Raw genomic sequence first — 19,138 nt, forward strand, 5'->3', positions numbered from 1 at the left:
GGCGTTCCTGCACAATGGTGATGCCCATGACCACGAAGACGAAGCCTAGGAGCATGAGCGCGTCAGATAGCTCTCCCTTGAGCAGGTAGAGGCTGCCACAGGCCACCAGCAACAGGAACATGGGCTCGCGCATGACCTCAAAAGCGATGGTGAGCACCCCGCGCTTGGAGCCTTGGGGGATCTCGTTGAAGCCCTCGGCCTGCTGGCGTTGGATGGCTTCGGCCTCGCTGAGGCCCGAGGTTTGCGTGGGATGGTATGGCTGCGGCATCATGGACATCCTGTCGCCGGGGGCGTTGTGTTGCTGGTGGGACGAGGGGGGCAGCTCTCACCTGCTCCCCCCTGTTGCTCAAGGAGCTAAAAGTCGAACAGCTCGCCGAGGATGGATTTCTTTTTGTGATAACCGCCGTGGTGGTGCTTGTCGTACCCGCTGTGCTGGTGGTGGACAGGGGGCTGCTGGTACACAGGCTGCTGCGGAGCATAGACCTGCTGAGGGGCAGGCTGCGGAGCGGCTGCGGGGGCCACGGCTGCCGCCTTTTCAATAATTTTGTCGAGTTTTCCACGATCAAGCCAGACGCCGCGGCACTGGGGGCAGTAGTCGATCTCGACGCCGCTGCGTTCCGTCATCACGAGATTTACGTTGCAATGTGGGCAATTCATAAGAAGCCTCCTGGGGGTAATTAAGTTAAGGTTAAGCCTATTGGGCCGGAATTCTGACTCTGTCGTCTTCAAAATCAAGGCTTCCCGCTCCGGGGTGGCAGGCGATGCAATTCGCCAATCCGCCCACGCCTTTTCTGGCGAATACTTCCGGAGCGAGTTCGTGATGCTTTTTCTGAATGCAGGGAACCTCAACCACTCGGGACGGCGTGGCTCCGCGCAGACTGCGCATCACCTTTCGGCCAATTTCCGTGGCGGACACGTCCGCCGCATTGCTAAACAGATGGTTCGCCACAGCGCGTTTGTCCTGTTCTGAAAGCGTAACTTCGGCACCGAAGTGGTCGCCAAGGGATGCCAGCATGTTCTCCCAGGACTTCTTAGGGAGCAGTTGCGGGGCATAGGCCCAGTGGCAACTCCCGCAAAGGCCTTCATACACGCCATTGTTGGCTGCCAGCTCCCGTGGTGCTGCTTCGTGGCCCTCTTTGTTGTCGTGTCCATTTTGCTTTGCGTGATGCCGTTTTTCGCGGTGGTCAACGGCTTCATCCGCGATGCTGTGGGCCGCAATGGAGACGGAAGCGGCAACCAGTAACAGGATAAGAACCGCGTATCGTGTTTTCATCTGTTCTCCTTTGATTGCGTCGACCGTTCATGGCGTTCGTCTCTCTCGGGGTTGGCGTGCAGGAAGCCTGTGCCTGGCCTCGCTGCGGAGCTTTGGCCCCTGTTCGCGAGGATCTCTAGCCGACCCAGTGAAGCGTGAGCCCAGCTACAACGAGATAACGAAACATTTTAGCAAAGGCGACAATTACGATGAATGAGACGAATGGTTCACGAAGAACGCCCGCCACCACGGTCAGCGGGTCGCCGATGACCGGAACCCAGCTCATGAGCAACGTCCAGCGCCCATACTTCCGGTACCAGGTTTCGGTCTTCCGCAAGGTTTCAGCCTTTACAGGGAACCACCGGCGGTCCTGAAAGCGTTGACTATAGCGCCCCAGGAGCCAATTCAAAGCAGCCCCCAGGCTGTTTCCGGCGCAGGCCACGATTATCAGGGTCCAGACGGGATGCTTCTCTGCGAACAGGAGCCCCGCAAGGACGAGCTCTGACTGCGCCGGCAATACCGTTGCGGAGATGAAGGCAGAGAAAAACAGGCCGAGATAGACAGGCAGCTGCGAGTCCATTGCTGTTATCCGCCCACGGGCATTGCGCGCAAAGGGCTGCCTGACTGCTTCTGGGTGTGTTCCCGGTCGCCAGCGGGGGCTCCATGAACGAAGGCGTCGAAACAGCGCGTCAGAAACCAGGGGCTCAGCATGGCTGAACACCGAATGCCCGCAGAGAACGCGCCAGCCCGGAACCCCCCGCTGAAAGCATGGGGAATGGACATGATAAAGCCTTTGGTTGAGAGAAGTTGCTAAACGCTAAGCGCCTTTGTTACGAGAAAGGCGGAGCGGATTCGGGTGGGCGTTCAAGAGGTAGCCCGTGGCGTGAGCGGATGCCAAAGGCATAACCGTCGGCAAGGGGGCGGGCGGCTTCTTGCCTGTTGGTGACGAAGAGGTTGGTATGCTCGAAGGTGCCGTCCTGATGCTCCAGGTGACTATGCGCAACGCTGCTGGTGTGGGTGTGCTCCGAGAAGAGGGGGGCGTAAACCTCACTCCGATCATGAGAAAAGCTCGCAAAAGACATCATCAGCACCACTGCGACAAGCAGTATGCAAATGACATTGCAGGATGAGTTTTCTCGCTGTGGCATGGTGTCCAATTACGTTGTTCCCTTGCCCCTGTCAATGAGCCCCCCAGTGGGTGCGCAAGGCGCTTTGCGTCGGCCAGCACCGTTGGTATCCCGATGGTGGCGAGGGGGGCGCTGGCCAGGCGAACACGTCACCGCCGCTTCCTGCTGGCCGCTGCGGCATCGGCTGGCTCAGCCTCGCTTCAAATACGCCAGATACTCCTGATTGCCCTTGGGGCCGAGGAGATCCGAGGGGACGACGCCCACGAGGCGCAGGCCGAGGCTGTCGCGGCAGAAGTCGAGCACGATGCTGAGCGCCTCCTGGCGGTCCGCATCATCGCGCACCACGCCCTTGTCAGTGCGTCCGGCAGGCAGCTCGAATTGCGGCTTGACCAGCAGCACCAACTCGCAGGTTGGTTTGAGGAGCGAAAGGCAGCCTGGCAGTATGGCCGTGAGCGAGATGAAGGACACATCAGCGGTAAGCACGTCAAAGGGCTCGGGAAAGGGGCCGCCGATCGCGACGGTCGGCGGAGTGCGCAGGTTCATGCGTTCAAGGACGATGACGCGCGGATCGCTCTGGAGCTTCCAGTGCAGCTGGCCGTAGCCGACGTCCGCAGCATACACTCGGGCCGCGCCGTGCTGCAGCAGGCAGTCGGTGAAGCCGCCAGTGGAGGCCCCGGCGTCCAGGCAGACTTTGCCCGCGGGGTCGAAGCCGAGCTTTTCGATGGCCGTGAGCAGCTTGTACCCGCCCCGGCTGGCGAAGCGGTCTTGGCCGCGCAGAGTGAATTCCGTGTCAATGGGCAGCTGCTGCCCGGGCGTTTCCACGGGCAGCTTCGCGCCGTTCTTGAGGAAGTGCGCATCCCCGGCCATGATGAGCCGCATGGCCGCATCCTGGGACTCGGCCAGGCCTTGCTCGAACATGAGCCTGTCGGCTCTGTCTTTCTTGGCCACCGGAGCCGCCGCGCTATTTCTTGGCCAGGCCCAGGCGCGAAACCACGTTCTGCGCGGCCTTGACCACGTAGTCCTTCTCGGCCAAGGCGGTCTTTTCCGCCTGGGTGATGACGAGCTCCGGGCGGTTGGCCAGCTCCGGCTTCGGCGTCACGCCGAACTCGGCCGGGAAAGTGTTCTCGAAGTACATTTCCTGGAAGCCGATGAACTTCAGGTGGTGGGCCGTGGCGTCCAGCACCAGGATTTCCTCGGGGGAAACCAGGCCCAGCTCCTTGGCGCGCTTGGCCCCGGCCAGGCACTCGCCGCCCTGGGTGCAGGCAATGTGGCCGTGGCGGTTGGCTTCGATCATGGAGTCCATGATCTGCTGCTCCGTCACCTGGATGACCTGGAAGGAGCCGGCGCCTCCGATGGCCTCGTATTTTTCGGCAAAGTGGCGCACGCGCGGGAAGGAGACCGGGTTGCCGATCATGGCCGCCTGGGCCACGCTGGGGGTGACGGCCACGGCCTTGAATTCGCGCTTGCCCGCATCGGCGGCGTAGTAGCGGTACACCGGATCCGCGTGGTGCGACTGCACGCCGAACACGCGCGGCAGGGTGGTGATGATGCCCAGGGCGTGCAGCTTCAAGAATCCGCCCATGATGGCCGTGATGTTGCCCGCGTTGCCGATGGGCACGAACACGCTCTTGCCCGCCATGTCCCAGTCGTACCACTGGGCCACCTCGAAGGCGTAGGACTCCTGGCCCAGGATGCGCCAGGCGTTCTTGGAGTTGAGCAGGGCCACGCGGTAGTTGTCGGCCAGGTGCTCCACAACCTTCATGCAGTCGTCGAACACTCCGGGTACTTCCAGCACCACGGCGCCGCTGCCCAGGGGCTGGGCCAGCTGCTGGGGGGTCACCTTGCCTGCGGGCAGGATCACGGCGCTTTTCACCGCGCCGCCCACGTAGGAGGCGTACAGCGAGGCCGCAGCGGAAGTGTCGCCCGTGCTGGCGCAGATGGCCAGGACTTCGGTCCAGCCTTTGGTGCGGATGAGGGACTTCAGGAAGCTGAAGGCGCAGGCCATGCCCCGGTCCTTGAAGCTGGCGCTGGGGTTCTGCCCGTCGTTCTTGTAGGCGGTCTTGAGGCCCAGGATTTTGCGCAGGGCCGGGGGGGAGTCCACGATGGGCGTATTGCCCTCGCCCAGGTACAGGATGTCTTCTTCCTCAAGCACCGGGGCCATGAGCTCGTAGAAGCGGAAGACGCCGCGCAGAGCCGGGTTCTTGCTGGCCGCGCGAGCATCGAATATGGCCCGCCACTGCTCGGCGCTGGTCTTCTTCAGCTCATCGAAGCTGTTGTCGGTCAGGAGGAACACCCCGCCGCAAGACGGGCAGGTGTAGTGCAATTCCTCGATGTTGAAGCGCGCGCCGCAGCCCAGGCAAACGTACTCCATGTGGCCGCGATAGGAGGGGAAAGTGCTGGTGGACATGCGGAAGGCTCCTTCTGAAGGTCTTGTGGCGCGCTAGGCGGCCTGACTGATGACTTTGGTGACGCTCATGACGATGATGACGGCCCCGGTTGCGGCCTTGCCTACGAGGCCAAGGCTGCGGCCCCAGAAGGCTCCCCAGGCGGCCTCTGCAGCCTTTTGGTGCGATTCCTGGCGGATGCGCTCCACGATGAAGCAGCCGATCCAGGCGCCGAAAAGCGCCCCGATGATGCTGCCCAGGCCTAGTCCAAAGGGTGCGCCCAGAATGGCCCCGGCGATGGACCCCACAATGCCGCCGAAATTCCCGGACTTGCTGGCCCCGCCGCGTTTGCCGCCGATGATCTGGGCCATGAACTCGATGACCTCGCCCAAGAGCGCCAAAAGGCCCATGAGGCCCACGAACCCCCAGGTGAGGCCTCCCGCAGGCCCGAGCCAGACCACAAGGGCCAGGACGCCAAGCATGAGCCAGTTGCCCGGCAGGGAGAGCAGGTTGAGCCAGAGCAGGCAGAACAGGATCAGGCCGAGGCCGATCCCGAGAACCAGACTCATTTCTTGTCGCGCAGATCAACCACGCGTACGGCCTTGCCTTCGCTCTTGGGTATGGAATCGTGCTGCACCAGCTCTACGCGCGGAGTCACCAGGATTTCATCGCGCAGGCGGGCTGCTATCTTCTTCTGCAACGCGGTGAGGACACGCATGTCCTCGACGAAATAGTCGTCCTTGATCTCGACCTTCACGCGCAGCTGGTCCATTTCGCCCTCCTGGAAGAGCTCGATGAGGTAGTTCTGCGCCACCTCGGGCATGCTCATGAGCGCCTGCTCCACCTGCATGGGGTAGATGTTGCAGCCCTTGATGATGAGCATGTCGTCCGCGCGGCCGGTGATGCGGTCAAGTCTGCGGTGGGTGCGGCCGCAGGCGCATTCGCCGGGGATGAAGCGGGTCAGGTCGCGGGTGCGGTAGCGCAGGATCGGCATGCCGTCGCGGCACAGGGTGGTCATGACCAGCTCGCCAACTTCGCCGTCGGGCACGGGATCGCCTGTCTCGGGATTGATGATCTCGGCGATGTAGGCGTCTTCCCAGAGGTGCATGCCGCACTGCTTTTCGCACTCGAAGGCAACGCCGGGACCGTTCATCTCGGAGAGGCCGTAGGAGTTGAAGGCCTTCAGCCCCAAGAGGTCCTGAATGCGCTGGCGGGCTTCCTCGGTGTGGGGTTCCGCGCCGATGAGCGCGAAGCGCCAGTTGAGACTCTTGGGATCCACTCCCTCCTGTTGCAGGAAGCTGGCGAAATGAAGCGCATAGGAGGGGATGATGTGCACGCCGTCCACGTGGAAATCTCGCAGAAGCTTGAGCTGACGCTTGGAGTTGCCCGCGCCCGCAGGCACGGTCAAGAGGCCCAGGCGCTCTGCTCCGTAATGGATGCCCAGGCCGCCGGTGAACAGGCCGTAGCCGCTCATGTTCTGGAACACGTCGCCCTTGCGCAGGCCGACGGCGTACATGCAGCGCGCCACAAGCCCGGCCCAGGAGTCGATGTCGTTCTGGGTGTAGAAAATCGCCGTGGGCGTGCCAGTGGTGCCGCTGGACGCGTGCAGGCGCACGTATTGGTCCATGGGCTGGCAGAGGAGGCCGTAAGGGTAGTTCCCGCGCAGGTCTTCCTTGGTGGTGAAGGGGATCTTGCGGATGTCGTCCGGAGAATTGAAATCGTCCGGGGAAAGGCCAAGGGCGCCCAGGCGGCCGGAGTAGAACGGGGAGCGCAGGCAGGTGGTGATGGTGCGTTTCAGACGCTCGGTCTGCAAACGTTCCAGGGACTCGCGGGCAAGGGCCTCTGCGGCTTCGTAGTACATGTCTCCCCCTCGTGAAGCTATTTCATAGGTAAGCTGCGGCCGGTGTCGAGGCTGTCTAGCTCGACGTGAAGTACTCCGAAGGATATGCGATCTGGTTCAGATTTTCAAATCGGCTGTACTGCTTCTTGAAGAAGAGCTCCACCTCGCCAACGGGACCGTTGCGCTGCTTGCCGATGATGATCTCGGCCACCCCGGCTTTGGGGTTGCCTTCCTTCTTGTTGTAAACATCGTCGCGGTAGATGAACATGATCACGTCGGCGTCCTGCTCGATGGCGCCCGATTCGCGCAAGTCGGAGAGCATGGGGCGCTTGTCGCTGCGCTCCTCCACCTTGCGGTTGAGCTGCGAGAGGGCGATGACCGGGATGTTCAGCTCCTTGGCCAGGGCCTTCAGGTTGCGCGAAATGTCGGAGATTTCCTGCTCGCGGGAGTCGATGTCGCGGCTGGCGCGCATGAGCTGAAGGTAGTCCACCACCACGAGGCCGAGGTTGTGCTCGCTTTTCAGGCGCCTGCAGCGGGCGCGCAGTTCCATGGTGGAAAGCGCCGCCGTGTCGTCCACGAAAATCGGGGCGGTGGAGATGATGTTGGCCGCCTCGTAGAGTTTGGCCCAGTCCTGGTCGTCGATGCTGCCGCGCCTGAGGTTGGTCTGGTCCACCCGGCCCTGGCAGCACAGAAGGCGCATCATGATTTGATCCATGGACATTTCCAGCGAGAATATGGCCGTGGGCACCTGGGTTTCGCCCTTGGTGGCGGCGTTGAGCGCGAGGTTCAGCGCAAACGCGGTTTTGCCCATGCTGGGGCGGGCCGCCACGATGATGAGGTCGGAATTCTGCATGCCCGCCGTCATCTCGTCGAGCTTCTCGTAGCCCGTGGTGATTCCCGTGACCATGGCCTGACGGCCTACGCGCTTCTCAAGCTCCTTGAACACGCGGTCCACCAGCTCTTTGCCGGTGTGTACCGTGGTCTTGGAGCGCACGTCGGAAATTTTGAAGATGGATTGCTCGCTCTGGTCGAGCAGCCCCTCAACGTCTTGCGAATCGTAGCAGTTGCCAATGATTTCGCTGGCTGCTTCGATGAGGCGGCGGGCAACGGCTTTGTCGCGCACGATGCTTGCGTGGTACAGGGCGTTGGCAGCGCTTACCGGCGAGCTGGCGAGTTCGGCCAGGTACACAGGCCCGCCGATGGAGTCCAGGGTCTGGCCCTGGCTCAGGTATTCGGTAACGGTGATGAGATCGATGGGCGCGTTGCGCGAGTAAAGGTCCTCAAAGGACCGGAAGATGAGTCTGTGGGCTGGGGAGTAGAAATCGTCAGAGCGAATCACGTCCACAAGGGAGTGAAACAGCGTATTGCGCAGAAAAACCCCCCCGAGAACCGCCTGTTCGGCTTCCAGATTCTGGGGGGGTACATTCCGAGAGAGGGCGGCGGAGGCTCGTTCAAGAGCCTCCGCGCCATCGTCTCGAGCATCGCCGGGGCTACGCCTCGGGCTGCTGTTCGGGTTCTTTTTCCGGCTGGCCATGCTTGATCACGCGGAGTTTGAGTTCGCCGGTGACATCGGGGTGCAGGTGGACAGCGACCTCGAACTCGCCCAGGGCGCGGATGGCCTCAGGCAGCTCGATTTTGCGGCGGTCGACTTCGATCCCCTGCGCGGCCAGAGCGTCGGCAATGTTCTGGGCGGTAACGGAGCCGTACATCTTGTCGCCTTCGCCCACGCGCACCGTGATGGCCACGCTGGCGGCGGCGATTTTGGAGGCAAGGTCGGTGGCGGCGGCGCGCAGGCCATCGGCCTGGGCGGCCAGCTTTTTGCGCTCCAGCTCAAACTGTTTCAGGTTGGCGTCGGTGGCCTTCATGGCAAGGCCTTGAGGAATCAGGAAGTTACGCCCGAAGCCGGGCTTAACCGCGACGATGTCCCCGAGGCGGCCCAGGGTGTCAACGTCGGCGCGCAGGATGAGTTTCATGGTCATGCGCCCTCCTAGACCGTCTTCTTCTTGACGTCCGTGCTATGCACGGTGGTGTAGAACAACAAAGCCATCTGCCTGGCGCGCTTGATCTCAGTGGTCAGGCTGCGCTGATGCTTGGCGCAGGTGCCAGTGATGCGGCGGGCGATGATCTTGCCGCGCTCGGTGATGTAGTCGCGCAGGACGTCCGGGCGCTTGTAGTCGAGGGGAAGGTTCTTGTCCGCGCAGAAGCGGCAGAACTTCCTCTTGGGGGTGAATTTCTTGCGGAACGCCATGGGTTAGGCCTCCTCTGCGCTGGGCGCGGCGGCAGGCGCGTCGTCCAGGCGGACAGTGACGAACTTGAACAGGCCGTCGGTGATGCGGATGTTGCGCTCAAGCTCGGCCACCAGCGCGCCGGGGGCGACGTAGTCGAGGCGCACGTAGTGTCCGCGGGTCAGTTTGCGGACCGGGTAGGCCAGGGTGCGGATGCCCCAGTCGTCGACGAGGCCGATGGTGCCCCCGTCGCGCTCGATGATTCCGGTGAGGTTGGCGAGGATCTCCTTGCGGTTCTCCTCGGCAAGCTCCGGACTCATGAGCACAAGAGTCTCGTAGTGATTCAGCATGTGGTGCTCCTTTTGGTCATTGGCCCTTCCCGCACAGGGGAAGAGCAAGGTAGAGGGGTGCTCTTACTTGCAAGAGCGCCCTCTGTCAAGCGTCGTCGATTTTCTTGCGCTTCTTGGACGTCTCGCGGATATCCGTCGGGCTGGGCATTCAGCCTCGCATACCGAATTATGGCAGGATGATCCGCAGATACGTTTAGCCCGCTGCCGGAATGGTGAACAAGAGTCCGATGTTTTCCCACATGGGACCATCCTATGAGGGCTTGTCCTCGGACTTTGTTCCGTTCTTGTCATCCTTGCCAGGGGTAGGCGGCGTCCAGCCGCACTGTTTCTTGGGGCCTCAGCCCGCTCCGGGTACGAACCGGGAAAGAACCACCCAGCCCACCACCACCGCAAGAAGAATCCAGATGCTGCTGTCCATGCTGTCCTCCGGCCTTGGGCCGAGTTACACGCCGAGGTCGCGCCCGGTGAGCAGGCGATAGGCCTCCAGGTACTTGGCGCGTGTTTGATCGATTATCTCCTGGGGAATCTTTGGCGCGGGCGGACGCTTGTCGAATTTTATCTCTTCCAGCCAGTCGCGCAGGAACTGCTTGTCGAAGCTCTGCTGGCCGCGGCCAGGGGCGTAGTCGCTCATGGGCCAGAAACGGGAGGAATCCGGGGTGAGCACTTCATCGATGAGGATGAGTTTTTCCTGGCCGCCTTCGTTCACCGTGCCGAATTCGAACTTGGTGTCTGCGATGATGATGCCGCGCTTCTCTGCATATTCGCGGGCGGCGGAATAGATGCCGATGGTCAGGTCCTGCGCCTGGGTGGCCAGGGACTCGCCCGTGATGCGCATGGCCTCGGCCACGGAGATATTTTCGTCGTGCGCGCCCAGTTCGGCCTTGGTGGAGGGCGTGAACAGGGGCTTCTCAAGTTTGTCGCTCTCGCGCAGCCCTTCGGGCAGCTTATGGCCGCAGACGCTGCCGGTCTTCAGGTAGTCCTTCCAGCCGGAGCCGGTGATGTACCCGCGCACGATGCACTCGATGGCCAGCGGCTTGGCGCGCTTCACCAGCACGCTGCGGCCTTCCAGCATGGATGCATGCGGAGCGAGAACCTTTGGGAAGTCCTTCACGTCGGTGGCGAGCAGGTGGTTGGGCACCAGATCCTTGAACATCTCCATCCAGAACAGGGTGATCTGGTTGAGCACCACGCCCTTGTGCGGGATGGGGTCGTCCATGATGACGTCGAAGGCGGAGATGCGGTCCGTGGTGATGATGAGCAATGAATCAGGGCCGGCCTCGTAGATGTCGCGCACCTTGCCGCGCGAAAGAAGCGGAAGTTCCTTGATGTCCGTAGTGGTGACGCAGTCCATGATGTTCTCCGTAACTTGCGGTTATTTAGTGTTCTTTTCCAGACGGACTTCAACGCTCCTGGCATGGGCCTCCAGGCCCTCCAGCCGCGCCAGCCGGGCGATCTTGCCGCCATGGCGCGCGAGGTAGTCCGGGGAAGTGGCAATGATGCTGGACTTCTTGCAGAAGCTTTGCACCGAAAGGGCGGAGGAAAAGCGCGCTGTGCCCAGCGTGGGCAGCACATGGTTGGGGCCGGCAAAGTAGTCGCCAACGGGCTCCGGGCAGTGGTGGCCCAGGAAGATGGCGCCGGCGTTTCTGATCTTGCCCAGGAGCGTGAAGGGCTCGTTCACAGCCAGCTCCAGGTGCTCCGGCGCGATGCGGTTCACCAGATCGATTCCCTGGTCAATGGTGTCCACCAGCAGCACGCCGCCCCAATCCTTGAGGGCGCGTGCGGCCAAGTCGCGGCGCGGCAGCTTTTCCAGTTGCCGGGCCAGGCTTTGGCGCAGCTTTTCAGCCAGGGAGGTCGAGGTTGTGATGCACAAAGAGGCGGCCAGCGGGTCGTGCTCGGCCTGGGAGAGCATATCTGCGGCGATGTAGTCTGCGTTGGCCGATTCGTCGGCCAGAATGGTGATCTCGCTCGGTCCGGCGATCATGTCGATGCCGACCTCGCCCACCAGGATGGCCTTGGCCGTGGCGACATAGATGTTGCCAGGACCAGCGATGACATCGCAGGGGCGGATGCTCTTGGTTCCATACGCCAGGGCCGCGATGCCCCAAGCGCTGCCTGCGCGGTGGACTTCGGTGAGGCCGAGCAGCGCTGCGGTGGCCAGAATATACGGATTGAGGGTCGAGTCCTTGCGCGGCGGGGAGATGACGGCGATGTCGATTACGCCAGCCACCTGGGCGGGCACGGCGTTCATGATGAGGCTTGAGATGAGCGGGGTTTCGCCGCCCTGTCCGCCGGGCACGTAGAGGCCAACGCGGTCAACCGGGCGAACCATCTGCCCCAGCACTGTGCCGTCGGGGCTGGTGGTCCACCAGGACTGTTCTACTTGGCGGGCGTGAAAGTCGCGCACGTGTTCTATCGCTTCGCGCAGAATTACCAGGTCGTCCTTTGGAACGCTGGACAAGGCAGCCTTGAGGTCGCGCACGGGCACCCGGAAGCGGTCGGGCAGGTCCGGGGCATCGAATTTGCGGGTGTAGGAGCGCAGGGCCTTGTCGCCGTCTTTCTTAACAGCGGCAAGGATTGCGCGCACGGTGGCGCTGATGTCGTTCCCGGGATCCTTGCGGCCGGAAAGCCAGGCGAGCAGGCCCTCGGCGGTGAGTTCTGCGGGAACGCGGACAATGCGGCAGGGCATGGTGAACCTCAGGGCTGCGAGATGTATGGGGGTTGCTTGAACATGCTGAGAATAGCTGAACCACCATGAAAAGTCGAGGTGTGACACTGTGCGAAAAGGGCAGGAGTCTGAACGCAAAGGGGCCAGGGCGTAAACCCCGGCCCCCTGTGTCGCTATTGGAGTTTGCCGAGAGGCCTAGAAGAAGTAGTTCAAGCCAAGGCCGACCTTTGCGGCGTCGCCGCTGCTGTGAGCGCGGCGGATGGCTTCGCCGTTCGTAACAGCGGAGGCGCCCCAGGAGTTGATATCAAAATTGGACTTGATGTAGCCCAGGTTCAGGTACGCGGTGAGCTCGTCGTAGATCTTGTAGCGGGTGTTGAAGTCCACCTCCCACAGGGAATCCTTGGTGGTGAGGAAGCCTGCGTAGTTCACTCCGCGGATGTTCACGCTATTGCGCAAGTATTCAGGGTCGTTGGTGCCACGCGCATACAACAGGTTGAAGTCATGGGACAGCCTGTCAAAGAAGGTCATGTTCTTGAGAGCGATTCCGCCCGCCCAGTAGCCCAGGGTGAACAGTGTGTAGCCGGCGGGGTTGTTTATGGATCCCGCAAGCTCATAGCGTTCGCCGAAGAACATGGAGCCGCTGCCGAGGGACCAGTTCTGCGGCACGCCGATGACGGGCATACGGTTGGATTTGTTTGTATTCTGACCTGTTTCGCCGGAGGAGTACACGAAGTAGGCTTCCGGCGTCATGTTGGACAGGCCGGTGTAGTCAACGGCGATGTCGGCCATCCAGCCGGAACGGCCGCCATTGTTGGTATTGTTGAAGTAGTTGTTGTAAGTGGCCTTGCCGTAGTTGAAGTCGGCCATGATCTTGATGGGCAATGCCTCAGGACTCATGGTGAAGGCCGCACCGGTCCAGTAGCCGCGAATGCCCTCTGAAGTGGAGCTGTTGGGGCCGTTCAGGCCGAGGAGGGTGGCGGAGTTCAGATTGGAATTGGCGCCAGCGGACTGGGCTCCGGAGTACATGTACATGGCGAAGGGCGTGATGCTCATGGATCCGGTCTTAATCGGCAGGGTTGCGAACACAAGGTCTGTTGAGGTCCCTGTGCCGTCAATCTGCGAGGTGGAGCCGAAGTTGTTGCTATCGGCTGGGCGGGCGTAACCCGCCACCAAGCTTACGCTGTCGGTGAGGGGGGCGCTGACCACTAGGCCTGCCGCCTGGTCGTCAAAGATAGGGCTGCCGCCGCCAAAGGCCGCAGGCAGAGACATGATCTGGAAGCCAGCTTTAATGTTCACCTGGGTCTGAGGCCATTTGTACTCGATGAAGCCCTGGCGCAGCATGATGTTGCCGTTGCCTGAGCCGTTCGCGCCGCCCTGGGTGGAGTTCGGGGTACGGCCGGAGCTGACCTGGTAGAGGCCATTGCCCCAGTTGTTGGTGCCGATCTGGGTGTCGAGGACGCCGCGCAGGTTCTCGTTGGCCGTAAAGGTGAAGGCCGTGCGCAACTTTTGCTCAATGGAGAAGTGGTTGTCCTGCCCAGCATTGAAATTCCAGTTTGTGCGGCTTACGCCTTCCATCCACCAATAGCCACGGGCGGTTACCTCAGCGGCTTGGGCTGCTCCAGCCATGCTAACAACCAGCAGCGCGGCCATTGCCAACAACTTTACTCGTGCCATTAGTAAGCTCCTCTTCTCCCTGAATATTTAAAATACATATCGATGTAAGTGAACACTCCTATCTGGAATTTCACGGAAAATCAAGCAGGAGATTTTCCTGGCAGGTTTGTGCAATGCAAAGAAAAGGGGCCGAGGCATAAACCTCGGCCCCAGGAGAGCGTCAGGTGGTCAGATCAAAGTCTTAGAAGCTGTAAGAGAGGCCCATCGCAACGCGGTAGGCGTTCTTGACCAGCATTTCATCGTTGCCGTAGCTGGCGTTAACCGAACGCCAGGTGTCCTTGTCGATGTCGGCGTTGATGTAACCGAGGTCCAGCTGCAGGGACAGTTCGTCGTAGATCTTGTACTTGGTCTGCAGATCGACTTCAACCAGGCTGTCCTTGTCGGTCAGGAACACGCCGTAGCCGGTGGAGATGCCGTTGGCCCTTTTGGCGGAGTTGAGAACGGCGTCGGAGTCGTTGGTGCCCTTCGCGTACATGACGTTGAAGGTGTGGGTGAAGCCGTCGAGGACCTTGATGTCCTTCAGCGCAAAGCCGGTGGCCCAGAAGCCCATGCTGTTGCGGGTGCCGGCGCCGTTGGAGCCGCCAGTGCTGGCAGTGTTGAAGCCGGTGATCATGTTGCGATCGCCGAAGAAGAAGGAGTTGTTGATTGTCCAGCTCTGCGGGTTGCCAGCGATAGGCATGCGACCGTCTTTGCTGGAATTGTTTCTGACGCCAGAGGTGTACACGTAGTACACTTCAGGGGTCATCATGGACAGGCCGGTGTAGTCAACGGCCAAGTCGAACAACCAGCCCTGACGGCCGCCGTCAGAGGAGTCGGCCAGGGTGTAGTTGCTGTAGGTGGCGCGGCCGTAGTTGACGTCAGCCATGACCTTGAAGGGCTCGAAAGCGGTCATGGTGAAAGCGGCGCCAGCCCAGTAGCTGCGCACGCCGACGGAGTTGTTGGCGCCGGCGCTGCCGAAGCCGATCTGGCTGGTGGCGCCGGAGAAAGAGCCGGCAGCAGAGTTGCCAGCGTACATGAAGGCGCCGAAGGGCACGATGCTGAAGCCCTTGAAGTAGTCCACAGGCACGGCCACGAAGCCCATGTCAGCGGAGGTTCCGGTGTTATTGATGGAAGAGGTGGAGCCGAAGTTGTTACCGTCGTAAGGGCGGGCGTAACCGGCCAGCAGCTTGACGCCGTCAACGATCGGGGTGCTCATCACAGCGGCGCCGACCTGGTCGTCCAGAATGGCGCTGCCGCCGCCGAAGGCCGCGGGCAGGCTCAGGGTCTGGAAGCCGACCTTGAAGTTCACCGGGGTGCTGGGCCATTTGAAGTCGATGTAGCCCTGGCGCAGCATGATGTTGCCGTTGCCAAGGCCGTTGGCGCCACGAGCAGTGTCGTTCGGGGTGCGGCCGGCGCTGATCTGGTACTGGCCATTGCCCCAGGTGTTGGAGCCGATCTGGGTGTCGAGGACGGCTTTCAGGTTCTCGTTGGCGATGAACTCGAACTTGGTGCGGATCCGCTGTTCAATGCGGAAAGCCTGGTCCTTGTTCATGGACTCGAAATTCATGGAGTTGTTCCAGTAGGAATCAATCTGCCATTTGCCGGTGGCCTTGATGTCGGCGGCCTGAGCAACACTGGCGATGCCCAGGACGAGCAGGGCCAAGATGCTAAAGAAGCTCATCTTTTTCATGTTTTCCTTCCCTCTTTTGCGGTTGTTCTTACCACACTGACGCTTGCTTACGGCTTTTAATATCTGATTGTTTTGGCTACATGCAAGAGAAAAATTGACTCCAGTTCAATTTTTTTTATCGTGCATTTTTTTATACTTCTCACTGCGGGTCTCCAAGCCTGGCGGGATGGCTAATGACTCAGGGGTTCAAGGCTTTTAATGAGGAACCAAAAAGAAGGGCCAGCGCATTGCTGCGCTGGCCCTGAAGTGGCTTAGGCTCGAAGAGGTGGTCTTAGAAGCTGTAGTTGAGCATGAAGACGGCCTTGTAGGCGTCCTTGCTCAGCTTGTCCTGCTGGCCAGCGGTGGCCCAAACGGTCTTGTCGAAGTCGGCGTTGATGTAGCCGAGGTCGAGGCCGAGGGACAGTTCTTCGTAGATCTGGTACTTGCTGTTCAGGTCAACTTCAACCAGGGAGTCCTTGTTGGTCAGGAGGTTGCCGTAGTTCTTGGTCACGTCGCCCATGGTGGCGACTTCCTTGGCGTTGGTGCCCTTGAAGTAGATGACGTTGAAGGTGTGGCTCAGCTTGTCGATGAGCTTGATGTCCTTCAGGGAGAGGCCAACGGCCCAGAAGCCCAGGTTGCTCTGGGGGTTGCCCTGAGCAAGGGTGCTGCCGGGGGTGGTGTAGGAAGAATTCAGGGTGTCGCCGCCCTGCATCCAGAAGGAACCGTAGGCCCAGTTCTCAGCGGCCAGGGAAGGCATACGCTCAGACTTGGTGCCGTCCTTGTTCTCGCCGGAGCTGTACGCGAAGAACACCTGGGGGGTCATCATGGACAGGCCGGTGTAGTCAACGGCCAGGTCGAACAACCAGCCGCCGCGACCGGAGTCCTGAGCGCCAGCGGTGTCGTAGGTGGCCTTACCGTAGTTGAAGTCAGCCATGACCTTGAAGGGATCAAAGGCGGTCATGGTGAAGGCGGCGCCGCCCCAGTAAGCGCGGGTGCCGTAGCCGGTGGCGGTGTTAGGAGCAGCCAAGCCGCCCAGCATGTTGCCGCCGACGCTGTTGCCGCCGGTGTTGCCACCAGCGTAGCCGTAAGCGAAGAAGGGCTTCACGTTGAAACCAGAGTAGTCGACGTTGGCGTACAGGAACGCAGCGTCGGTCTGGGTGCCGTTGAAGTTGTTGGAAGAGGTGGAGCCGAAGTTGTTGGCGTCGTAGGGACGAACATAGCCGCCAACCAGGGACAGGTTCTCGGTGACGGGCACGACGGCGGCGGCGCCGGCAACGTGTTCGTCAAGGATGGCGCTGCCGCCGCCGAAGGCGGAGGGCAGGGTCAGGCTCTGGTAGCCGACGAGGAAGTTGACCTTGGTGTTGGGCCATTTGAAGTCAATGTAGCCCTTGCGCAGGATCAGGTTGCCGTTGCCGGTGCCGTTGGCGCCGGTGGCGGTGGTGTTCGGGGTGCGGCCGGCGCTGATCTGGTACTGGCCATTGCCCCAGGAGTTGGTGCCGATCTGGGTCTCGAGCACGCCTTTCAGGTTCTCGTTGGCGATGAACTCGAACTTGGTGCGCATGCGCTGACCGATGGAGAACGTGTTGTCATCATTGGCGGTGCTGCCGTTGAAGTCGTTCTGGGAGCGCATGGCAGCGTCGATCTGCCAAGCGCCGGTGGCTTTGATGGTGGCCGCATTGGCGCTGGTGGCGCCCATGACGAGGCCTGCCAGCAGCATCAGAGATGCAATCTTTTTCATGGTTCCTTCCTTTGCTTAAACGTTGCGAGCGAGCCTTTTCCACTTCGTTCGGATATTTTTCTAGTCTCGTTTGGTGGCCATTGCAAGTGCTTTGGGGGTAGTTTTTGTTAGAAAGTTAAAAAAACTTTACCGTCCAGTTTTTTTTCTTTGCACCACGTCCAACCATTGAGTAGCCTGAGCAAGAGTCAACGCGTCACTTCAGCGTCATCTTGGCGTCATCTTTGCGCGGTACATGTTTACGGAGCGCTATGGAATTCTTGGCAAAAAACTTTCCTGATGCACCAGGCGTCTACCTCATGAAAGATGCCTCCGGCAGGATCATCTATGTCGGCAAGGCGATCAGTCTGCGCAAGCGGCTGAGTTCATATTTTCGCGCCAGCGCCGACCACGGGCCCAAGACCAGAGCCCTGGTGGCGAAGATCAGCCACATCGATTTCCTCCTGGTATCCACTGAGAAGGAGGCCCTGCTCCTTGAGGAAAGTCTGATTAAGCAGCACAGGCCGCGTTATAATATCGTGCTGCGTGACGACAAGCGCTCCTTGCTGTTCCGCTTGGATAAGGCGTCCGACTTCCCTCGGCTGACCATGACCCGCAACGTGGTGCGCGACGGCTCCGCGTATTTTGGTCCCTTTGCCTCGGCCACTGCGGCGCGGGCCACGCAAAAACTGGCTGGTCTCATCTTTCCCCTGCGGAAGTGTGCTGATCGAGTGTTCAGGAACCGCGTCAGGCCCTGCCTGTATCATCAGCTTGGTCAGTGTCTGGCTCCCTGCGTGCTCCCGGTTGATCGCGAGAGCTACAGGCAGTTGGTGGCGCAGGTGGAGCAGTTTCTGTCGGGGCGCTCGCGCTCCCTGGTTCGATCCTTGCGCCGTAGAATGGACGAGGCGGCGCATGATCTGCGCTACGAGCAGGCCGCTCTGCTGCGCGATCAGGTCCGGGCCATCGAGTCCACGCTGGAAACTCAGGCCTCAGTGCTTCGCGACACCCTCGACCGGGATGTAATCGCCGTGGTCCAGCTTGCCGAGGACGGCCTTGGCGTTGGCGTTCTTTTCGTGCGCGGCGGAAAGTTGCTTGAGCAGAAGACCTATCACTGGCCCGGCCTTCGCATCGCCGAAGCCACGGATGCGCTGGAGAGCTTTTTGGCGCAGTTTTATGGCGCGCAACGGTACATCCCCGGACGCGTGGTGCTTTCGCATCCGCCTGAGACAGGATCCTTGGCGGAGGTTCTTGCCGAGCGCCGGGGCGGACAGTGCCGACTGGCCGCTCCGCGTGGGCCGGATGAGCGCAGGCTCATGGACATGGCAGCCAACCTGGCGCGCACGGCCCACCGCAAGGACGGCGCGCAGGACGTGGCCTCGGCGTTGGAGCAGGCCCTTGATTTGCCAGGCCCGCCGCTGCGCATCGAGTGCGTGGACATTTCGCACCTCTCCGGCCATGGCGTGCGCGCCGGGTTGGTGGTTTTCGAGAACGGCGAGGAGCGCAAGGAGGCCTATCGCGCCTACGCTCTCCCGGCGGCGGAGGGAACCGGCGACGACTACGCGGCCCTTGCCCAGTGGGCGCAACGCCGGGTCGATTCCGGTCCGCCTTGGCCGGACCTGTTGCTCATCGACGGCGGACGCGGCCAGTTGGCCGCAGTGACAACGGCCCTTGCTCAGGCCCAGCACGATGCCGCCCAGGAACGCGCGTCAATTGAGTGTGCCTCTATCGCCAAAGGACCAAGCCGCCGCGCGGGCGAGCTGGAGGACCGTGTGTTTCGCCCAGGCCGACGCAATCCCGTGGCGCTCAAGCCCGGCAGTCCGGCCTTGCTGTTTTTGCAGCGCGTGCGCGATGCGGCCCACCGCTTCGTTATCGGTCGGGGCAGGGCGGCCACCCGCAAGCGCTCCCTGGCTGGAGAGCTTATCTCCCTGCCGGGCGTGGGGCAGAAGACCGTGCGCCAGCTCTTTGATCATTTCGGCACCATCGCGGCCATCAAGGCTGCGGATGTTTCAGCGCTTTCCGCCGTGCCAGGCCTTGGGCTCAAGCGTGCGGAAAAGTTGCGCCAGGCGCTGGATGCCCTTGCCGCAACAGCGAAGCCTCGCGCGACTTGATGCGCCTGCTGCTTCAGCCAGTTCGATCCGTAAGGTTCGGGCTTTGCACCGCTTCTGACGGTGCATCATGTCCACATGGAAGCCAGGGCTTGAATCTGGCCCAGCAAGAGCATGCCACGCAACTTTCTGGCCTGGCCCCTATCATTATATA

19 protein-coding genes are annotated in these 19,138 nt (G+C 61.4%); 1 reads left to right on the top strand and 18 read right to left on the bottom strand.

The window, feature by feature from the left end:
* The 18 genes from Q8O35_RS11815 to Q8O35_RS11900 form a co-directional block, all read right to left on the bottom strand.
* The coding region (locus tag Q8O35_RS11815; RefSeq protein ID WP_305573541.1) for a cation-transporting P-type ATPase at positions 1-271 on the bottom strand (271 nt) is incomplete at its 3' end.
* Positions 272-354: 83 nt separating this feature from the next.
* Positions 355-657, bottom strand: a complete 303-nt coding sequence (locus Q8O35_RS11820) for a zf-TFIIB domain-containing protein (RefSeq protein WP_305573543.1) — start codon at positions 655-657, stop codon at positions 355-357.
* Between the two features lie 37 nt (positions 658-694).
* A complete protein-coding gene (locus Q8O35_RS11825; protein ID WP_305573545.1) occupies positions 695-1,273 on the bottom strand; it encodes a dihem cytochrome c in 579 nt (192 codons plus the stop codon).
* 115 nt (positions 1,274-1,388) lie between these two features.
* Positions 1,389-1,832, bottom strand: coding sequence for a YqaA family protein (locus tag Q8O35_RS11830; protein WP_305573547.1), 444 nt, complete (start codon positions 1,830-1,832; stop codon positions 1,389-1,391).
* A gap of 250 nt (positions 1,833-2,082) precedes the next feature.
* Positions 2,083-2,409, bottom strand: coding sequence for a hypothetical protein (locus Q8O35_RS11835; protein WP_305573549.1), 327 nt, complete (start codon positions 2,407-2,409; stop codon positions 2,083-2,085).
* Between the two features lie 159 nt (positions 2,410-2,568).
* Positions 2,569-3,327 carry a TlyA family RNA methyltransferase gene (locus Q8O35_RS11840; protein ID WP_305573551.1) on the bottom strand — a complete coding sequence of 253 codons (759 nt, stop codon included), beginning with the start codon at positions 3,325-3,327 and terminating at the stop codon, positions 2,569-2,571.
* Positions 3,328-3,340: 13 nt separating this feature from the next.
* Positions 3,341-4,786, bottom strand: a complete 1,446-nt coding sequence (gene thrC, locus Q8O35_RS11845) for a threonine synthase (RefSeq protein WP_305573553.1) — start codon at positions 4,784-4,786, stop codon at positions 3,341-3,343.
* Positions 4,787-4,819: 33 nt separating this feature from the next.
* Complete coding sequence (locus Q8O35_RS11850) at positions 4,820-5,332, bottom strand: DUF456 domain-containing protein (RefSeq protein ID WP_305573554.1); 513 nt, start codon at positions 5,330-5,332, stop codon at positions 4,820-4,822.
* Positions 5,329-6,624: a phenylacetate--CoA ligase family protein gene (locus Q8O35_RS11855; protein WP_305573555.1), complete on the bottom strand. Its 1,296-nt coding sequence runs from the start codon at positions 6,622-6,624 to the stop codon at positions 5,329-5,331. Before Q8O35_RS11855 ends, Q8O35_RS11850 begins: the two co-directional genes overlap by 4 nt.
* Positions 6,625-6,679: 55 nt before the next feature.
* Positions 6,680-8,137: a replicative DNA helicase gene (gene dnaB / locus Q8O35_RS11860; RefSeq protein ID WP_305573557.1), complete on the bottom strand. Its 1,458-nt coding sequence runs from the start codon at positions 8,135-8,137 to the stop codon at positions 6,680-6,682.
* Positions 8,094-8,576 carry a 50S ribosomal protein L9 gene (gene rplI, locus Q8O35_RS11865; protein WP_305573698.1) on the bottom strand — a complete coding sequence of 161 codons (483 nt, stop codon included), beginning with the start codon at positions 8,574-8,576 and terminating at the stop codon, positions 8,094-8,096. Before rplI ends, dnaB begins: the two co-directional genes overlap by 44 nt.
* A 14-nt stretch (positions 8,577-8,590) precedes the next feature.
* The gene (gene rpsR / locus Q8O35_RS11870; RefSeq protein ID WP_305573559.1) at positions 8,591-8,851 is read right to left on the bottom strand and encodes a 30S ribosomal protein S18; all 261 of its coding nucleotides are present in this window, start codon (positions 8,849-8,851) and stop codon (positions 8,591-8,593) included.
* 3 nt (positions 8,852-8,854) lie between these two features.
* Positions 8,855-9,178, bottom strand: a complete 324-nt coding sequence (gene rpsF / locus Q8O35_RS11875; RefSeq protein WP_305573561.1) for a 30S ribosomal protein S6 — start codon at positions 9,176-9,178, stop codon at positions 8,855-8,857.
* Positions 9,179-9,620: 442 nt separating this feature from the next.
* Positions 9,621-10,529 (bottom strand): phosphoribosylaminoimidazolesuccinocarboxamide synthase, encoded by a 909-nt coding sequence (locus tag Q8O35_RS11880; protein WP_305573563.1) that lies wholly within the window; start codon positions 10,527-10,529, stop codon positions 9,621-9,623.
* 21 nt (positions 10,530-10,550) lie between these two features.
* A complete protein-coding gene (gene hisD / locus Q8O35_RS11885) occupies positions 10,551-11,864 on the bottom strand; it encodes a histidinol dehydrogenase (protein ID WP_305573565.1) in 1,314 nt (437 codons plus the stop codon).
* Positions 11,865-12,038: 174 nt separating this feature from the next.
* Complete coding sequence (locus tag Q8O35_RS11890) at positions 12,039-13,517, bottom strand: outer membrane homotrimeric porin (RefSeq protein ID WP_305573567.1); 1,479 nt, start codon at positions 13,515-13,517, stop codon at positions 12,039-12,041.
* 181 nt (positions 13,518-13,698) lie between these two features.
* The gene (locus Q8O35_RS11895; RefSeq protein WP_305573569.1) at positions 13,699-15,186 is read right to left on the bottom strand and encodes an outer membrane homotrimeric porin; all 1,488 of its coding nucleotides are present in this window, start codon (positions 15,184-15,186) and stop codon (positions 13,699-13,701) included.
* Positions 15,187-15,457: 271 nt separating this feature from the next.
* Positions 15,458-16,903 (bottom strand): outer membrane homotrimeric porin, encoded by a 1,446-nt coding sequence (locus tag Q8O35_RS11900; protein ID WP_305573571.1) that lies wholly within the window; start codon positions 16,901-16,903, stop codon positions 15,458-15,460.
* Positions 16,904-17,151: 248 nt separating this feature from the next.
* Here Q8O35_RS11900 and uvrC point away from each other — a divergent pair, with 248 nt between their 5' ends.
* Positions 17,152-18,987, top strand: coding sequence for an excinuclease ABC subunit UvrC (gene uvrC / locus Q8O35_RS11905; RefSeq protein WP_305573573.1), 1,836 nt, complete (start codon positions 17,152-17,154; stop codon positions 18,985-18,987).
* Positions 18,988-19,138 lie beyond the last annotated feature (151 nt).

The organism is Humidesulfovibrio sp. (assembly GCF_030689645.1).
Lineage (GTDB): Bacteria > Desulfobacterota > Desulfovibrionia > Desulfovibrionales > Desulfovibrionaceae > Humidesulfovibrio.